Genomic DNA, 16,923 nt, shown 5'->3' with positions numbered 1-16,923 from the left:
CACTTCTACTTCACGGCTAATAAGCTGGTCATGTTTGCGGCGGTAGGCAATCAAATCTTTTATTGTAATCATTTTTAAATCAAATTGCTCTGCAATTTTTGTTAAATCCGGTACACGTGCCATTGTTCCATCTTCATTCATAATTTCACAAATAACACCCGCAGGCTTTCCTCCTGCTAATACTGCTAAATCAACAGCAGCCTCTGTATGACCTGCACGCTGCAGAACGCCCCCGTCTTTTGCAATCAATGGGAAAATATGTCCTGGGCGTTGAAAATCACTTGCTACCGTCGCTTCATTTACAAGAGCCATAACGGTAGCAGAACGTTCGTATGCACTGATACCTGTTGTACTTGAAATATGATCAATACTTACTGTAAATGCTGTGCCATGTACATCCGTATTGTTCGCTACCATCGGGTGAAGATTCAATTTATGCGCAATTTCTTCATTAACAGGTGTACAAATTAATCCTCTTCCATGAGTAGCCATAAAGTTAATAACCTCAGGCGTCGTTTTTTCGGCTAATGCAATAAAATCTCCTTCGTTTTCTCGATCTTCATCATCGCATACAATAACCACTTTTCCCTTTTTTAACTCTTCAATGGCTTCTTCTACTTTATGAAACATCTCTTTCACCTCACTGTTAATTTGTAAAACCATGCTGCTGCAATAAATCCTTCATGTTACCTGAACGATTCGAGGCGCCAGGAGTTGACTTATTTGTCATCATCTGATGCATATATTTAGCTAACATATCGCATTCAATATTCACCTTGTCTCCTCGCTGTTTGTCTCCAACGACTGTGTGAAGCACCGTATGAGGAATAAGAGAAATAGTAAATGATTGGTTGCTGACATCAAAAATAGTAAGACTTGTTCCGTCTACAGAAACAGATCCTTTTAACATCATAAATTCACGAAGTTCAGGATCGACTTGAATTTCATAATAAAAAGCATTTCCTTTACGTGTTTTGCTTACAATAGTCCCAATTCCATCAACGTGTCCGCTAACGAAATGCCCTCCAAACCGGCCATTTGCAGCCATCGCCCGCTCTAAGTTAACACGTGATCCAACGGTTAGAAGCTGAAGGGTACTTGCTTTAATCGTCTCCGGCATGACGTCGACCGTAAATTCATTTTGAGAGTAAGCCGTTACGGTTAAACAAACGCCGTTAACTGAAATACTGTCTCCTAAGTTCACATCTTCTAACACGGTCTTCGCATCAATCGTAAGAACAATTGCTTCTGTAGCCTTTTGAATACGTTTTATTTTTCCAATTTCTTCAATAATACCTGTGAACATTTTCTTCACCTGCTTTGGCGCTATTCCAACTTCTTATACCGTTTTGAAATAGCAGCTGCTTTTTTTTCATATTTATCTTTCCCCCAACCACTGAAAATAAAAAAGCCCCTTGAACAAATGTCCAAGGGGTCGGCTGAGCTGAATCAGTTTTATCTATGCAAAATTCCGCTAATTGTATACGAAATAAACAGTTATATTTTGCGTACAAAAACAAGGGTAGCTTTAAAAAAGGCAAGCGTGCCCCTTATTAATTCAACACAAAAAAAACAACTGTGCTTCCTGATCCTTCTCCCATCCAGACTTTTACTGTCGGCTCTAGATTTTAACTAGATCCACCGCTAACATACATCGTATGAAAACGGGTCACGGGCTTAAAAGCATACGCTTTATCACCGCCGGTTGGGACTTACACCCGACCCCGAAGGATAATATATTCGACTGCTATAGTCTTATTTGTTTTACATTATAGCAAAGTAAAATCGACTTGTCACATCATTTAACTTCGTTTTTTCACATCTATTCTTTAAAATCCAGCTTTTAGCTTATTTTTTCTTTTTTAATACATAGCATCCATACAAAAGCTAGTCCAATATAGCCAAATATCGGATATAAAAACTCAAGAAGCTGGGCATATCCGAATTGCCCAATAATAAAGCAAGCCAAGATAATAAACGCAAAAGCTTGTTTGTCATTGAGGGGAAGAAATGACTGAAGCTGCTTAGCGATGCCAAATACATTTCCAATCAATGTAGTAAAAATCTCGCCCAACACAACTACCGTAAATAAAACATTCACCCACGCTGAGATATTTTTAACAACGGCACTCATCGGAATATCAAGTTGAAATGAATAAGGCAAATTGGAAAGGGCAAGATGAGTAGAAACAAGCATAAACGTAAGTACACATCCTCCTATTAAGGCCCCTTTTGTAATCACGCTCCTATCTTTCACCGAGCTTCCTAATGGGACCAAAACGGCCTGAGCCAAAGCTAGATTYAGGGAAATATATAAAAAGGGACTAACCGCCCACTTCCACTGCGTGACGAGCGTTAAATCCGGCTTCGTTTGAATCAGTGAGAAATAGCTGATATTCGGCACAAAGATGATAAAAGCAAATGAAAGCATCATCGGCACAACAAGAGAATTAACCATTAAAATACCGTTAATTCCTTTTGCAATAAATATATAAGTTAAAACAATTGTAAAAATCATCCCAACAGGAGGCCACAGCCCAAACTGTTCTTTTCCTATTGCTCCCGTACTCGCTAGCATGACTGAAGTTACTCCAAATAAAATGACAATCATTACACCGTTTACCACTTTTCCAAGCACATCACCAAATAAATATGTATTAAGCTGCTGATAAGAAGAAGCCCCAATTGCGTGCGAAAGCAGCATCATTTTTGAACCTAGCCAAATAAAAAACAAGCCGCTGACCAAAATTCCGACCATTCCAAGTTCCCCGTACTGTGTAAAAAATTGAACGATTTCCTTGCCTGTTGCAAAACCGGCTCCTACAACAGTGCCTACATACGTAGCAGCAACCTGCAGCGTGAGTTTCCACCTTTTCATGCCCATCACCCTTCTACCCTTCATAGTTCACTATATGTAGAAACGATAAAAAAAAGACGAGCCTTTTCACGTGTAAATCTACGCATATCCCAGTGCTTGTGCCTTTTGGTTTATTTTTTTCATTTTCTTTTTGTATTTCTCACAAAAAACTCCTTAACCCCTAACATAACAGTCATTTTCAAACAAAATATACGGATATTTTCCCTTTAGCTTTTAAATTTTCCTCAATATTTGCTGGAAATTCACAATTTACTGTTGTATAATTTCTAAAAATCAGATAAATTATTAAATAAGTATTCTTTCTATTTAAAAAAATATGTTTCAATTATATACAATTGATTCTTATCATGAGAGGTGGAGGGACTGGCCCTTTGAAACCYCAGCAACCAGTCGTTAGAGACATGGTGCTAAATCCAGCAAGCAATTTATTGCTTGGAAGATAAGAAGGCGAAAAAAGTCTTCTTCTTAAGAAGACTTTTTCTATTTTATCGGCATATTGCATAAAACGAATCACTCGTGAAATAGAAGCGGAACAATTTAAGGAGGTTTTGACATGGGGTTACTTGAAGATTTAAAGTCTAAAATTTTAATTGGGGATGGTGCCACTGGTACCCTCCTTTACTCACACGGTATTGACAGCTGTTTTGAAGAACTAAACATCACCAAACCAGAAGAGGTTTCTCGTATTCACAGAGCCTATGTAGAAGCTGGTGCAAACGTTATTCAAACAAATACGTACGCTGCTAATTATCAAAAACTTGCCCGTTATGGATTAGAAGATTCAGTCAAAGACATCAATGTTGCTGGTGTAAAATTAGCGAAACAAGCTGCAAAAGATCAAGCTTACGTGGTTGGTACACTCGGCGGAATTCGTTCTTTCCAAAAAAACGCTATTAGTTTAGAAGAGGTTAAGCGAAGCATTCGTGAACAGATGTTTTGGCTTTTAAATGAAGGCGTGGATGGCCTTTTGTTTGAAACATACTATGATTTCGAAGAATTAAAAACCGTTCTTACACTGGCAAGAAAAGAAACGGATAAGCCTATTATTACTCACGTTTCCCTGCATGATATTGGCGTACTTCAAGATGGCCGTCCTTTAGCAGATGCATTAAAAGAATTAGAGGCGCTGGGAGCAGATGTTGTCGGGCTAAACTGCCGTTTAGGTCCTTATCATATGATTCAGTCTCTTGAAGAAGTACCGCTTCCTGATCGTGCTTTCTTATCTRCTTACCCTAATGCCAGCCTTCCGGCGTATGTGGAAGGAAAGCTGGAATATGAAACAAATGAAGACTACTTTGTAGAAAGCGCGCGTTTATTCCGCGAACAAGGGGTTCGCTTAATTGGAGGATGCTGCGGTACAACACCAGCTCACGTACGCGCAATGTCATCTGCCTTAAAAGACCTGCCTCCGATTACAAGCAAAGTCGTTAAAATGAGACCTGCCGTTACGGTTCAAGAGCGTGAGCAGCAGGATAAACCTCATATGCATGAAATTGTGAAGAAGCGCCGCTCGGTTATCGTCGAGCTAGATCCGCCTAAACAGCTTGGTCCGACGAAATTTTTAGAAGRCGCAAAAGCACTTGATAAAGTCGGCGTAGATGCTATTACATTAGCTGATAATTCTCTTGCCTCACCTCGCATCAGCAACTTGGCAATGGCAACACTGATGCAGCAAGAAACAAAAGCACGACCGCTTATTCATATTACCTGTCGCGACCGAAATTTAATTGGACTTCAATCTCATTTAATGGGACTTCATACGCTAGGAATGAATCAAGTACTTGCAATTACCGGTGATCCGTCAAAAGTTGGCGATTTCCCTGGCGCCACTTCGGTCTACGATTTATCTTCATTTGACTTGATTAGTTTAATCGCTCAGTTTAATGAAGGACTATCTTATTCCGGCAAACCACTTGGTCAAAAAACCAATTTTTCCATTGCAGCTGCCTTTAACCCAAACGTGCGTCACTTAGACCGAGCCGTTCAGCGTTTGGAAAAGAAAATCGACTGCGGGGCTCACTATTTCATTACTCAGCCTCTCTATTCAACTAAGCAAATTGAAGAGGTATATGAAGCAACCAAACATTTAACAACACCGGTATATATCGGTATCATGCCGTTAACAAGCGCAAGAAATGCTCGATTTATTCACCATGAAGTACCTGGAATTAAATTGTCAGAAGATATTCTAGAACGCATGGATACAACGGGAAATGACCGAATCCGCGGTGAAGTCGAAGGTCTTGCGATTGCAAAAAACTTAATTGATACAGCATATGAGTTATTTGACGGTATTTACTTAATTACGCCGTTTATGCGCTATGAAATGACCGAAATTCTAACACGTTATATTCATGACAAGCAACTTGTTACATCAGAAAGGAAGATATAAATGAGCTCACTTATCGAACAACAACTAAAGAAGCGAATACTCGTCATCGATGGAGCAATGGGAACGATGATTCAAGATGCTGATTTAACCGCTGAAGATTTTGGCGGCGAAGAATATGAAGGCTGCAACGAATATTTGACTCGAACAGCGCCTCATGTGATTCAGCGCATTCATGAAGAGTACTTTGCAGCAGGTGCTGACATCATTGAAACCAATACGTTTGGCTCAACATCTACCGTACTTGATGAATACGATTTAGGTCACTTGGCGTATGAATTGAATATCGAAGCTGTGAAGCTTGCTTGTGCAGCCCGCGATAAATATTCAACTCCCGAATGGCCTAGGTTCGTAGCTGGAGCTATCGGTCCTACCACTAAAACTCTCTCTGTTACCGGAGGTATTACATTCCCTGAGTTAGTAGAATCGTACGAAGAGCAAGCTCGAGGTTTGTTAGACGGCGGCGTTGACTTGCTTTTAGTCGAAACCTGTCAAGATATGCTGAACGTAAAAGCCGCATTTTTAGGCATTACAGCGGCGTTTGAAAAACTAAAAACCGAAGTTCCTATTATGATCTCAGGAACAATTGAGCCGATGGGAACAACTCTCGCTGGTCAAGATATCGAATCTTTTTACTTATCACTGGAACACATGAAGCCTCTTTCAGTCGGACTTAACTGCGCGACAGGCCCTGAATTTATGACGGATCATATTCGCTCTCTTTCAGACCTAGCCACTTCAGCAGTTAGCTGTTATCCAAACGCTGGACTTCCGGATGAAGAAGGCAATTATCATGAATCCCCTGAGCTTCTTGCTCAAAAAATTAAAGGATTTGCTGATAAAGGCTGGCTGAACTTTGTAGGCGGATGCTGCGGTACAACGCCTGCTCATATTAAAGCACTGGCGGAAGCGGTAAAAGAGGTTGCGCCCCGTTCGCTTGATCGCTCCGAGCATAACCATGCTGTAACCGGTATTGAACCGCTTGTATATGACGATTCTATGCGCCCTCTTTTTGTGGGAGAACGTACGAATGTAATCGGTTCTCGCAAGTTCAAGCGTCTGATTGCGGAAGGAAAAATTGAAGAAGCATCTGAAATTGCGCGTGCTCAAGTTAAAAATGGTGCTCACGTTATTGATATTTGCTTGGCAGATCCGGACCGTGAAGAAATGGAAGACATGGAGGAATTTATTCAAGAAGTTGTAAAAAAAGTGAAGGTTCCTCTTGTAATCGATTCAACGGACGAGAAAGTTATTGAAAAAGCTTTAACGTACTCGCAAGGTAAGGTCATTATTAACTCCATTAACTTAGAAGATGGTGAAGAGCGTTTTGATGCAATCTTACCGCTAGTAAAAAAATTCGGTGCAGCTCTGGTTGTGGGTACAATCGATGAAACAGGCATGGCCGTTACTGCAGAACGAAAAGTAGAGATTGCTAAACGCTCACATGATTTGCTTGTTGAAAAACATGGCTTTAATCCAAAAGATATTATTTTTGACCCTCTTGTGTTTCCTGTAGGGACTGGTGATGTACAATATATTGGTTCTGCTGAAGAAACAGTTAAAGGAATTAAAATGATTAAAGAAGCCCTGCCTGATTGCCTGACCATTCTTGGCGTAAGTAACGTGTCATTCGGTCTTCCTCCAGTCGGACGTGAAGTACTAAATGCGGTTTATCTTTATCACTGTACGCAGGCTGGACTCGATTATGCCATTGTTAATACCGAAAAGTTAGAGCGCTATGCTTCTATTCCAGAAGCTGAAATTGAGCTTGCTAATGCGTTGTTATTTAACACAACTGATGAAACGTTAAGCACGTTTACCGACTTTTATCGTGATAAAAAGAAAGAAGCAAAAGTAGAAATTTCTACGTTAACACTCGAAGAACGATTGGCAATGTATATTGTCGAAGGTACAAAAGAAGGATTGCTTCCTGATTTAGAACAGGCTTTAGCTCAATATGATGATCCGTTAGATATTATTAACGGACCGCTTATGAAGGGCATGGCGGAAGTTGGACGTTTGTTTAATGACAACCAGCTGATTGTAGCAGAAGTGCTTCAAAGTGCGGAAGTGATGAAAGCATCCGTTGCCTTTTTAGAACCTCATATGGAAGCAACTGAAAATGATTCTGGAAAAGGCAAAGTGATTCTTGCAACGGTTAAAGGCGACGTGCATGATATCGGTAAAAACTTAGTAGACATCATTTTAAGCAACAATGGTTTTAAAGTAATAGATTTAGGAATTAAAGTAACGCCCCAGCAGCTGATTGAAGCAGTAAAAGAAGAAAAGCCAGACATCATTGGCCTGTCAGGTCTTCTAGTAAAGTCAGCTCAGCAAATGGTTTTGACTGCCCAAGATTTAACACAATCAAGCATTGATGTTCCAATTATGGTAGGAGGCGCTGCCCTTTCCCGTAAATTTACTGACTTTAAAATTGCCCCGGAATATGAAGGTGCGGTCCTCTACGCCAAAGATGCGATGGACGGATTAGCGTTAGCAAATAAGCTGCAGAACAAAGAAGAAGTTATTCAGCTTTTAGCAGATTTAAAAACGCGGCAAGAAAAGAAAGTAACGGTTCGAGAACGCCAGCCTCAAACCGCTCAAGCAGCTACGGCTGTTTTAGAAAGATCCGCCATTTCAACGGACGCTCCTGTTTTTGTACCTGCTGATTTAAAGCGCCACGTTGTTAAACACTACGATTTGGCACAGGTTCTTCCGTATATTAACTGGCAGATGCTTTTAGGCCATCACTTAGGACTAAAAGGAAAAGTGAATAAGCTGCTTGCTGAAAAAGATGAGCGCGCTGTTCAATTAAAAGAAACCGTTGATGACCTGCTCGAACTGGCACTAAAAGAAAACTTAATTAAGCCAGCGGTTATTTATCAGTTCTTCCCTGCTCAAGCAGACGGAAATGATTTAATTATTTATGATCCTGCTGATGAAAAAACAGAAATTGAACGCTTTACCTTCCCTCGACAAGCAAAAGGACAGTTCTTGTGCTTATCTGATTTTGCAAAGCCTAAAGAAAAAGAGATGGACTATGTATGTTTCTTCTCTGTAACAGCAGGAACAGGCATTCGCGAACGCGCGGCGAAATTCAAAGAAAACGGCGAGTTTTTAAAGAGTCACGTGTTCCAAGCTCTTGCGCTTGAACTAGCTGAAGGATTAGCAGAACGTGTTCATCAGCAAATTCGTGACCGCTGGGGATTCCCCGATTCGCCTGACTTTACAATGGCGGAGCGTTTTTCAGCCAAATACCAAGGTCAGCGTTTTTCATTCGGATATCCTGCATGTCCAGACCTTGAGGACCAAGCAAAACTGTTTAAATTACTTAAACCTGAAGACATCGGCATTCAGTTAACAGACGGTTTCATGATGGAACCAGAAGCTTCTGTTACAGCCCTTGTTTTTGCACATCCTGAAGCGAAATATTTTAACGTATTGTAAAATATGGCCGCGGTCTTTTAGACCGCGGCTGTTTTTTTACAGTGCACAAACCTGAAAAAAAGGCTGCGACAAATGGATTTTAGCTGAAGAAAGATCCGAACCGTAAATCCAGATTCTTAATTGAGAATCAACTACGTTCGGATTTTTTTCATTGTGATCGTGAACTGGATTTCATGTAGCTGTTTCTAGCTGTTGACTGAAGGGCAAGGCGAAGACTCCTGCAAAAAAAATTGATGCAGTTATGTCTTAATCTCTTTGAATTCACCGCCGGTCTGAGCTTTTTTTATGAGTTTCTTGGGAAACACTGATAGAATAAGGAATGTAATAAATTTGTAACGCTCTTGTCACAGCAAATTTTTCAGGGAAAGGAATTTTCAAGCAATGATTAAATTATTTGTAAGCGACTTAGATGGCACTCTTTTACACGAAGAAAAATACGTAGAACAGCATAATGCAGACGCACTTAGTGAACTTCAGCGCCAAGGAGTAGAGGTTTGTCTTGCGTCTGGACGAATGGATACGGAAATTTTAAAGATTTCTACTGATATTAATAATACATTTCATCGCATTAGCCAAAACGGAGGATTTGTGTGGACCAAAGAAAATCAAGAACTTCATGGAAAAGTGTTTGAAGATGATTTAGCGGTTCAACTTTATAAAAAAACGATAGATCCTAACCGTATCACGCTTGTCTGTTCAAACGACACGAATTATGTAGAGCAGCGAAATGAAGTTATTGAAGCGATTGAAACTCACATGTTTTTCCCTATCGAAGAACAAATTGAAATGACGGATTCATTTGGTCACGCTCTTTCTCCATCTAAAATCACGGTTCTTGGAGATCATGATGAAATGGTAGCTCTGCAAAAAGAAGTGAACGAAGAGTTTGGTGATTATATTGATACATATATTTCTGCCAAGCAGTGTTTGGATATTATGCCTAAACATATCAGCAAAGGAAATGCCATTGAAATTTTATTAAATCATCTTCAGCTAAAACCAGAGGAAATTGCATGTGTGGGGGATTCATTTAATGATATTCCTATGTTTCAATTAACGCCGAACAGTTTCGCTATGGCTACAGCTCCTGAAGCTGTGCAGCGCCACGCCTCTGCTGTTGTGTCATCTGTTAGTGAAGCAGCGGGTATTGTTTTAGAAAAAAATAAGCAAACCATCTAAAAAAAGCGGTCAACGTTTAAATTGACCGCTTTTATCTATTTAATAAGAAAACGGTAGTTATTTTTTCCGTAAAGAACGAAAAAATTCACCTAAGCTTTTTTGCTTTCCATCTGCATGCTCTCCGTGATTAACCAAGCTGCTGATTCTTTCTCGTCGAACAACAACCATAATAAGAGTGGCAAAAAAGATAATGGAAACGGCAATGACAACCAGTGCAAGAACGGATGCTACAATAGCTTCAGAAGTCGTTAGTGACGATAGCATCTGCCTCGTACACCTCCATTTCGTTTGTGGCGAAAAGGAGCCTAGCAATTAGAAATGCAAATAATCTTTTTTCTCAGCTTGATGCATGTTATTATACACCATTTTCATTTTAGAAGCTGTAGCTTTTAAAGACGTAGACGAATCCACATCTTCGGCTAACATAATGTTTACTAAGTCAACCACAGAACGAGACAACAACTCTACATTATTTTGCAACTCTAATTCGTCATAAGTCGTACGGTCTTGAAGACGAAGTCGAATAATTTCATTTGCTAGCTCCCTAACACGCACTAATTGTTGATGTTCTCCCATAGTATCTCCGCCGCAAGAAACTTATAATCAGCCCTTTTATTGGCTTTTATAAGAGCTAGAAATCCTTGCAGCTTACCCCTCCTTATAAAGATGCCTAGCACACCTTTATGTAAATCACACTTTCACCTTGTTTACATGTATATTCGCTATAGCTGGTTCTTTTTCCTTTTGAAATTAGCAGTCATCGTCAACGACCTTCTGCGTTTATCGTTCAGATTTCAAATTTTTAAGGATGTGATATACGAAAATTAAAACGCCAATAGCCGTAAGTGTTGCCCCTGCTGCCACTACGGGTGCAAAAGCTTGGTTTTCTAGTACGATCATGAAAAATAAACCAATCATCATGACCGGTAATCCTATATTATGCAACCATACGTGCAGTTTGGCTAATTTACTTTCGCTAAACGCAGGAAACAAATAATAAATAAGTCCCGCTAACGTAAGCGACGTCCATCCTAATAAATTGATGTGCACGTGAACAGGAGTCAAAGCGTAGCTGTGAACAATTGACATATAATACCCCAATATGATGCCAAGTCCAAAATAAACGGCTGATATTTTAATTAATTTAATTCCCATCATTTTCTCCCCCTTATATCCCCCTCCGACTTCTGTACTACTTTACGCAGGAAACGTCATTTTAGAAGCGGAAGTTAGCCAAAGGACACGAAATACGGAGTATGATATCTAAAAAGAGGATTCTTTACCGCAAACACAAAAAACAGCTGAGCAAAAGTACTCAGCTGTCTATTTTAAGCAATATAATGCAGCACAAAATTCAAGAAAAACAACAGCGCGCTTACATACATAAACATCGATACTTCACGCATTTTACCAAGGAATAATTTAAGCAGTGGATACGCAATGAACCCAAATGCAATTCCATCAGCAATGCTGTACGTAAGAGGAATAAGCGCAATAATTAAAAATGCAGGGAAACCTTCTGTTAAGTCCTGTAAATTGATGTTTTTGATATTTTGAATCATCAATGCTCCAATAACAATAAGAATAGGTGCAATAGCACTATCTGGAACCAGCTTGATAAATGGAATAAACAGAAGTGAACTTAAAAATAAAACTCCTGTAATCAGCGATGTTAAACCCGTTCGCCCTCCAGCTGCAATACCAGATGCTCCTTCTACAGAAGACACCGTTGGACTTGTTCCAAACACGCCGCTTAGCAAAGCTGAGGCGGCTGTTGCTTGAAAGGCCCGCGGAAATTTGCTATCTTGATTCATCATACCTAGCTGACCATGCAGCAAACCGATATTTTCAAAAATCAATACCATTGTTAATGAAAAGACAGCTGCCCAAAACGCAACGTCTCCAATAGCTCCAAAAGACAATGTGCCAAAGCTGCTAAAGAAGTCGTTCACGCTCCCAGCGGACTGTCCTTTTTCTGCACCGCTTCTTACACCAAGTAAGAAGGCAAGGACTGATCCAGCAATCATGCTTAACAAAAAGTTACCTTTCACATTTCGGATAAACAGTACGATTGTGATAATTAACGTCAACAGCGTACTGATCACAAACGGATCTGACAAGTCTCCAAGTGCTACAAAAGTGTTTTCGCTTGGAACTACAAGCTTCCCTTTTTGCAAACCGATAAATGTTAAAAATAAGCCAACACCGACTGTTATCGCTTCTTTTAGCGAATGCGGAATCGAAGAGACAATTTTGGCAGACAGTCGTGAGAAAGCTAATGCTATAAAAAGAAAGCCGGATATCACTACTGCTAATAACCCTTCTTGCCAAGATAACCCCATTGATTGAACCATCGTATACGTAAACAATGCATTAATCCCCATACCTGGCACCAAAATAAGAGGCGCGTTTGCCCAAAAAGCCATAATAACACAGCCTACAAAAGCCGAAGCTACTGTTGCGAATATTCCTGCTTCAAGCGGAATACCAGCATCAGACAAAATGGTTGAATTAACGGCAATAATATACACGATGGAAAGAAATGAAATGACCCCAGCTAAACTTTCTTTTCCAACAGTTGTTTGGTGGTCGTTTAAACGAAACAACTTTTCAAATAATGCGTTCAATCTAATTTCCTTCTTTTCATCTATCCCTCGCCCACCCAGTGACCAAAAATGCCACCGAAGTTATTATAGCAAAATCAACAATTGTTGCAAGGAAAACTTGTCTCCTTTAGCTTAAGCGTTCATTCCTTATTTAAAACTGTTATCATTTTCTAAACGTAACGTCTTGCATTCATTCTATATATATCTTGGACTGGACATAATAAAAGAGCGCTTTATCAGCGCTCATTGTTTTAATAATAATAAGGATAATATGGTGGGTACGGCGGATAATATGGTGCTGGATAACCGTAATAACCTGGACCTCCTAATGCACTTCCAAGAACTAATCCTCCAAGAAATGGAGCTCCAAAGCCCCAACCCCAAGGGCGACCAAAGCCAAAGCCGAACCCCGGACGGCCAAAGCCAAAACCAGGACGACCGAAACCAAAACCTGGGCGACCGAAACCGAATCCTGGACGACCAAAGCCTCCAAAACCACCGAATGGTCTTCTTATGTCATTAATATCAAATTCTTGCATGATACATGCCTCCTCAAATTATATTTCATTCTCTTTATTACATATGTTATTCACCTACTTCTTGCATAGGCAATCGCCTCTTTTTTTGTGATTTCTTAAAAAATATTCCTTTTCTACCACCTCGTTAGGATTAAACAAGCGTAGAGACATATATTTTTTAAGGCTTTGAAACATACTACATGTAACTTATGTAAAATAAGAGAGATGAAACGAGGAATGGACCTTTACGATTTTCAGCACCTGCTGCAATGAGGAATAAACATAATATGAACGCATAAAAAGAACGCTCAACAAAAATGTTGACCGTTCTTCTTATGAAAATACATAACGATTTTTTATTAATTTATCTGACCCTTTGCTTGACCGTATATGCCCTAAAGCTATATAATCCCCTTTTTATACAATGCGCTTTGAACATAAAATCATAGGAGCGTCTCCCCAAACGCTGCTATGTATGTATATCTGTAATCGCTTACAAACCTTTAATAAAAAACCGATATGATTTTCTATCTATTTACATTAAACAATATTTTAGGCTAAATTTCAACACATTTTTTGTTTTTCTTTGTACTCAGCAAAAAAACAGGTGATATAGCACAGTGATTTTCCTTTTTTCCTGTCCCTTTTACTTATAGCCATAATCGTTTATAGTTTATAACGAAAGGAAGTGACGCAATGTCTGATCAACTAGAAGAATACTTAGAACGAGGAATGTACGGAGCAAAGGAAACAAAAAGAGACGAAAGAAGATATTTCTTAACTGCTCTACGTGAGAATATTGAACTTGCGCTAAAAAAAGGGCAAGTCATGAAAAAGGATGCAGCAAAAATAAAGCCTCTTTTAAAAAAAGTGAAAGACGGTCATTTGTTTTTAAATGGCTCCTTGTCTTACTCATACCTCTCCCCCTATATTCAAGCGGCTAACCAACATAAAGTGCCTTTTACTATCGTTCAGAACTTAGAAGCTGATACCGATATTGGTCTGGTTTTAACAGGTTCTGAAGGCAGTTTGGAACGAGATATTTTTTTAGACTAAAAAAAAGAGCCAGAACGGCTCTTTTTTATTTGGCAAATACATGATGATCAATTGTTTTAATTACAGCACGTGAACGAATCCAGTTATCGGTAGCTGTTTTTGGATTATAAAAGTAAATGGAATCGTCTAAACGATCTTTTCTAGTCAATGCTTGCTCTACTGCTTTTTTCGAATCTTCTGAAGCAGGTTTGTTAATTGATCCGTTTTGGACCGGTGAAAAAGCGTATGCTTTTCCGACAACTTGTTTAATAACTCCTGTTACCGTATCTGGAAACTTCGGAGAATCTACACGGTTTAACACCACTGTTGCTACCCCTACTTTTCCTTCATATGATTCGCCTTTTGCTTCAGCTTCTACTAAGCGAGCTAATAAATCTTTTTCACTTGCTGAAATCGAAACTGCAGGTGTTTCCTGCTCTGCGGGTTTTGCTTCTGGTTTCGCTTCTGGCTTAGCCGGTGTTGCCGTTGAAGGTTCCGTTGTTTCAGCAGCCAGCACTTTTGTCTTACTCGGAATCGCTAATGTTTCACCAATATAAATCATATCCCCTTGACGATTGTTTAATTTTTTAATATCGTCAATTGTTACACTATATCTTTTACCTAACTTCCAAAGACTATCGCCTTTGACTACTTTATAATTAGTTGCAGCCGTAGCTGTTGCATTAAAACCTATAAATGAAAGAGTAGCTAAACAAGCTACTACCATTGATTYCATATAACTATGTTTCATAGGTAATACCTCCTGAAATTTCGTATGGTATTACTCTATCATAGCTATATAGGGGTTTCACCGAACGATTCAATTACATTTCTTTAACTTTGATGAACAAAATTACGTTCGGAACACAATTATGACATTGTACCTTGTTTTTTGTCATAATCACGGTAATTTTTCTGAAATACAGGTATATTTTCCCGCTTCATTTCAGTTTAATCAGAAATTTCTTCATTCGTTTTTCCCTTATAATTCTTATGATAAACATTTAAATTCATCTACTTTTACACAAAAAAGCTGAATGTTGTAATCAACATTCAGCTTTTTTTAATCTTCGATCTCAATTTCTACAACATCATAGAAATCAATCACTAGCTTAGCACCCGTATCATCCATAAACGTAAAGACGTCTTGATCATCTGATAAATGTATCACGTATCCGGTCAACTGCTGTTCACTGTTGTCGTAAACAGTAGTAATTAGAATTTTTTTATGGTCTACATATGCTTCTTCTAATAACGAATGGAGGTCATAGTCCCCGTCATCTTCGGGCCGGTTCGTTAACAGCATCCCATAAGTCGTCATTCCATTTTTATCTTTCCATATATGATCTGCAAAATAAAAAGGTGCTGTACTTTTTCGAAACTCATCCATAATATCCCTCCTATAACTAAACACGTTTATTCGCTCTTACCGTACGTTACTAAATAAACGCACAAGCACTTGTAACAGTATATTCTCTACTATACAGGCTCATACATCCATTATATAAGGCATAATCAAATAATGCCATCATTTCGTTTAGCTCCTAGGAATTTCTAGATACGTATAGGTGAAATCTCCACCGCGTCCAGCTATTCCACGAAAATGTTTGAAATCAGGGCGATTTACTAAAAAAGGGCGAAAAGCAAGAAAGTCTTCTTTTTTAACTTTAATTTCGGTTACTTTTCCTTCACTTAACTCATTCAACATGTTTATTGCTGTTTGTTCATCCATTCAGTTTCACCTCGCTTTTAACTGTTCAGCCAATTTTGCAGAGATGCAAATTGAGCTTCTGCTTCTTTATATCCTTGGTTGTAAAGAGCGTCGAGACGCTCACGATTCTTCTCAATTCGCCCTACTACAAGAGGGGTTTGCGGACGAATCACAAAGATATTCCCCTGTCTTTCCTGTTCTTCAATATATGACAATGTTTCATTATACAATTTATAGCGGTTCTCAAGCGCACGAGTCAGCCCATCATAATGACGATATTTGCGCTTCAATAACCAAAGCATATTTGATTTCTTTTTTCGATATCCTTCGTTTCGCGTTAGCACAACAATATTTTTTCTATATCCATCCTGCACTGCTTTTTTGATTGGAATCGGATCACTAATTCCTCCGTCTAACAGCTCTTTTCCTTTATATGTAACGACAGGTGCTAAAAATGGAAGGGAACTAGAAGCGCGAACCGCTGTCAAAATGTCCCGGTCATATTCATTAAAATAAACGGGTTCTCCCGTCACGCAGTCCGTTGMTCCTACTACAAGCTTCTCTGTACGCTCAGCAAATGCCTCAAAGTCAAATGGAAGAAGCTGATTAGGAATTTCATCAAAAACGAAATCCATTCCAAATATCTCTTTTGTTTTAAAATAATTTTTCCACGACAAGTAGCGAGGATCCTCTAAAAAATCTAAATTAGCTTTGCGACTTCTTCCTATTTGTCTAGATAAATAAGAAGTGGCATGACAAGCTCCGGCTGAAACGCCAATTACATACGGAAGGTACAGATTTCTTTCCATAAAGTAATCTAAAACTCCAGTTGTATAAAGGCCTCTCATACCGCCTCCTTCGAGCACGAGTCCAGTATCTTTCAATTTCTACACCTTCTAATTCTTATAATTTATGACAAGATTATACCTCGTTTATTATAACGAAAGATGAACAAAGATGGAACTGTCCTGCTTCTCTCTTTCGTTAAAGCTACCAATTCCTTTTATTTCTCAGCACATTTTACTTATTTTTTCAATTTTATTTTATATTTTTTCAAAAAACCCTTTACTAATTCCCAGTTTTAAGGCAAAATTGTAAAAAAAGAAAACGCTAACTAGTTTTACTATTTTTAAAATTGAAATTATTCAAAAAATTTATAA

Annotated in this window: 16 protein-coding genes and 2 riboswitches; of the genes, 4 read left to right on the top strand and 12 right to left on the bottom strand. The window is 39.0% G+C overall.

The features are described 5' to 3' along the window. From ribB to AC1DRF_RS07875, 3 genes are all read right to left on the bottom strand, one after another. Positions 1 to 630 (bottom strand): 3,4-dihydroxy-2-butanone-4-phosphate synthase (gene ribB, locus AC1DRF_RS07885; protein ID WP_477740551.1); only part of this gene is annotated, 630 nt, incomplete at its 3' end. Positions 631 to 646: 16 nt separating this feature from the next. Continuing rightward, complete coding sequence (gene ribE / locus AC1DRF_RS07880) at positions 647 to 1,306, bottom strand: riboflavin synthase (protein WP_013056005.1); 660 nt, start codon at positions 1,304 to 1,306, stop codon at positions 647 to 649. A gap of 279 nt (positions 1,307 to 1,585) precedes the next feature. After that, positions 1,586 to 1,736, bottom strand: a riboswitch (FMN riboswitch). A gap of 107 nt (positions 1,737 to 1,843) precedes the next feature. Then, complete coding sequence (locus AC1DRF_RS07875; protein ID WP_255255727.1) at positions 1,844 to 2,878, bottom strand: YkvI family membrane protein; 1,035 nt, start codon at positions 2,876 to 2,878, stop codon at positions 1,844 to 1,846. A gap of 339 nt (positions 2,879 to 3,217) precedes the next feature. Continuing rightward, positions 3,218 to 3,324, top strand: a riboswitch (SAM riboswitch). Between the two features lie 107 nt (positions 3,325 to 3,431). On the opposite strand from AC1DRF_RS07875, the gene AC1DRF_RS07870 reads away from it, so the two are divergent. From AC1DRF_RS07870 to AC1DRF_RS07860, 3 genes are all read left to right on the top strand, one after another. After that, positions 3,432 to 5,270, top strand: a complete 1,839-nt coding sequence (locus AC1DRF_RS07870) for a bifunctional homocysteine S-methyltransferase/methylenetetrahydrofolate reductase (protein WP_477740550.1) — start codon at positions 3,432 to 3,434, stop codon at positions 5,268 to 5,270. After that, entirely contained in the window at positions 5,271 to 8,714 is a 3,444-nt protein-coding gene (gene metH, locus AC1DRF_RS07865; RefSeq protein WP_477740549.1) for a methionine synthase, read from the top strand. 381 nt (positions 8,715 to 9,095) lie between these two features. Further along, on the top strand, positions 9,096 to 9,893 hold the full coding sequence (locus AC1DRF_RS07860) for an HAD family hydrolase (protein ID WP_427075470.1): 798 nt from the start codon (positions 9,096 to 9,098) through the stop codon (positions 9,891 to 9,893). Positions 9,894 to 9,950: 57 nt separating this feature from the next. Here the strand turns inward: AC1DRF_RS07860 and AC1DRF_RS07855 are convergent, their stop codons facing one another. The 5 genes from AC1DRF_RS07855 to AC1DRF_RS07835 all read right to left on the bottom strand — a co-directional run bounded on the left by AC1DRF_RS07855 (position 9,951) and on the right by AC1DRF_RS07835 (position 13,038). Further along, positions 9,951 to 10,157, bottom strand: a complete 207-nt coding sequence (locus AC1DRF_RS07855; RefSeq protein WP_013055999.1) for a hypothetical protein — start codon at positions 10,155 to 10,157, stop codon at positions 9,951 to 9,953. A 48-nt stretch (positions 10,158 to 10,205) separates the two neighbouring features. Then, positions 10,206 to 10,469, bottom strand: coding sequence for a hypothetical protein (locus AC1DRF_RS07850; protein WP_013055998.1), 264 nt, complete (start codon positions 10,467 to 10,469; stop codon positions 10,206 to 10,208). 204 nt (positions 10,470 to 10,673) lie between these two features. Continuing rightward, positions 10,674 to 11,048, bottom strand: a complete 375-nt coding sequence (locus tag AC1DRF_RS07845; RefSeq protein WP_377575957.1) for a cytochrome-c oxidase — start codon at positions 11,046 to 11,048, stop codon at positions 10,674 to 10,676. Positions 11,049 to 11,221: 173 nt separating this feature from the next. Beyond that, positions 11,222 to 12,520 carry an NCS2 family permease gene (locus tag AC1DRF_RS07840; protein ID WP_013055996.1) on the bottom strand — a complete coding sequence of 433 codons (1,299 nt, stop codon included), beginning with the start codon at positions 12,518 to 12,520 and terminating at the stop codon, positions 11,222 to 11,224. A 230-nt stretch (positions 12,521 to 12,750) separates the two neighbouring features. Further along, entirely contained in the window at positions 12,751 to 13,038 is a 288-nt protein-coding gene (locus AC1DRF_RS07835; protein WP_013055995.1) for a hypothetical protein, read from the bottom strand. Between the two features lie 675 nt (positions 13,039 to 13,713). Here AC1DRF_RS07835 and AC1DRF_RS07830 point away from each other — a divergent pair. Then, entirely contained in the window at positions 13,714 to 14,073 is a 360-nt protein-coding gene (locus tag AC1DRF_RS07830) for a YueI family protein (RefSeq protein ID WP_013082250.1), read from the top strand. Positions 14,074 to 14,098: 25 nt separating this feature from the next. Here the strand turns inward: AC1DRF_RS07830 and AC1DRF_RS07825 are convergent, their stop codons facing one another. From AC1DRF_RS07825 to AC1DRF_RS07810, 4 genes are all read right to left on the bottom strand, one after another. Further along, positions 14,099 to 14,803 (bottom strand): cell wall hydrolase, encoded by a 705-nt coding sequence (locus AC1DRF_RS07825; RefSeq protein WP_477740548.1) that lies wholly within the window; start codon positions 14,801 to 14,803, stop codon positions 14,099 to 14,101. A gap of 312 nt (positions 14,804 to 15,115) precedes the next feature. Continuing rightward, positions 15,116 to 15,442, bottom strand: coding sequence for a hypothetical protein (locus AC1DRF_RS07820; RefSeq protein WP_013082248.1), 327 nt, complete (start codon positions 15,440 to 15,442; stop codon positions 15,116 to 15,118). Between the two features lie 147 nt (positions 15,443 to 15,589). Next, positions 15,590 to 15,784 carry a hypothetical protein gene (locus AC1DRF_RS07815; RefSeq protein WP_013055990.1) on the bottom strand — a complete coding sequence of 65 codons (195 nt, stop codon included), beginning with the start codon at positions 15,782 to 15,784 and terminating at the stop codon, positions 15,590 to 15,592. A 17-nt stretch (positions 15,785 to 15,801) separates the two neighbouring features. Continuing rightward, entirely contained in the window at positions 15,802 to 16,647 is an 846-nt protein-coding gene (locus AC1DRF_RS07810) for a patatin-like phospholipase family protein (RefSeq protein WP_477740547.1), read from the bottom strand. Positions 16,648 to 16,923 lie beyond the last annotated feature (276 nt).

This window comes from Priestia sp. P5_B4 (assembly GCF_056400385.1).
Note: the sequence above shows the minus strand (reverse complement) of the source record. Positions and strands in the feature narration are given on the sequence as shown.

What these genes read in the sequence shown, in the direction of transcription:
- AC1DRF_RS07855 (WP_013055999.1), bottom strand. Translation starts at nt 10,157, where the DNA reads ATGCTATCGTCACTAACGACTTCTGAAGCTATTGTAGCATCCGTTCTT.
- AC1DRF_RS07835 (WP_013055995.1), bottom strand. Translation starts at nt 13,038, where the DNA reads ATGCAAGAATTTGATATTAATGACATAAGAAGACCATTCGGTGGTTTT.
- AC1DRF_RS07845 (WP_377575957.1), bottom strand. Translation starts at nt 11,048, where the DNA reads ATGGGAATTAAATTAATTAAAATATCAGCCGTTTATTTTGGACTTGGC.
- metH (WP_477740549.1), top strand. Translation starts at nt 5,271, where the DNA reads ATGAGCTCACTTATCGAACAACAACTAAAGAAGCGAATACTCGTCATC.
- AC1DRF_RS07860 (WP_427075470.1), top strand. Translation starts at nt 9,096, where the DNA reads ATGATTAAATTATTTGTAAGCGACTTAGATGGCACTCTTTTACACGAA.
- AC1DRF_RS07815 (WP_013055990.1), bottom strand. Translation starts at nt 15,784, where the DNA reads ATGGATGAACAAACAGCAATAAACATGTTGAATGAGTTAAGTGAAGGA.
- AC1DRF_RS07850 (WP_013055998.1), bottom strand. Translation starts at nt 10,469, where the DNA reads ATGGGAGAACATCAACAATTAGTGCGTGTTAGGGAGCTAGCAAATGAA.
- ribE (WP_013056005.1), bottom strand. Translation starts at nt 1,306, where the DNA reads ATGTTCACAGGTATTATTGAAGAAATTGGAAAAATAAAACGTATTCAA.
- AC1DRF_RS07830 (WP_013082250.1), top strand. Translation starts at nt 13,714, where the DNA reads ATGTCTGATCAACTAGAAGAATACTTAGAACGAGGAATGTACGGAGCA.
- AC1DRF_RS07820 (WP_013082248.1), bottom strand. Translation starts at nt 15,442, where the DNA reads ATGGATGAGTTTCGAAAAAGTACAGCACCTTTTTATTTTGCAGATCAT.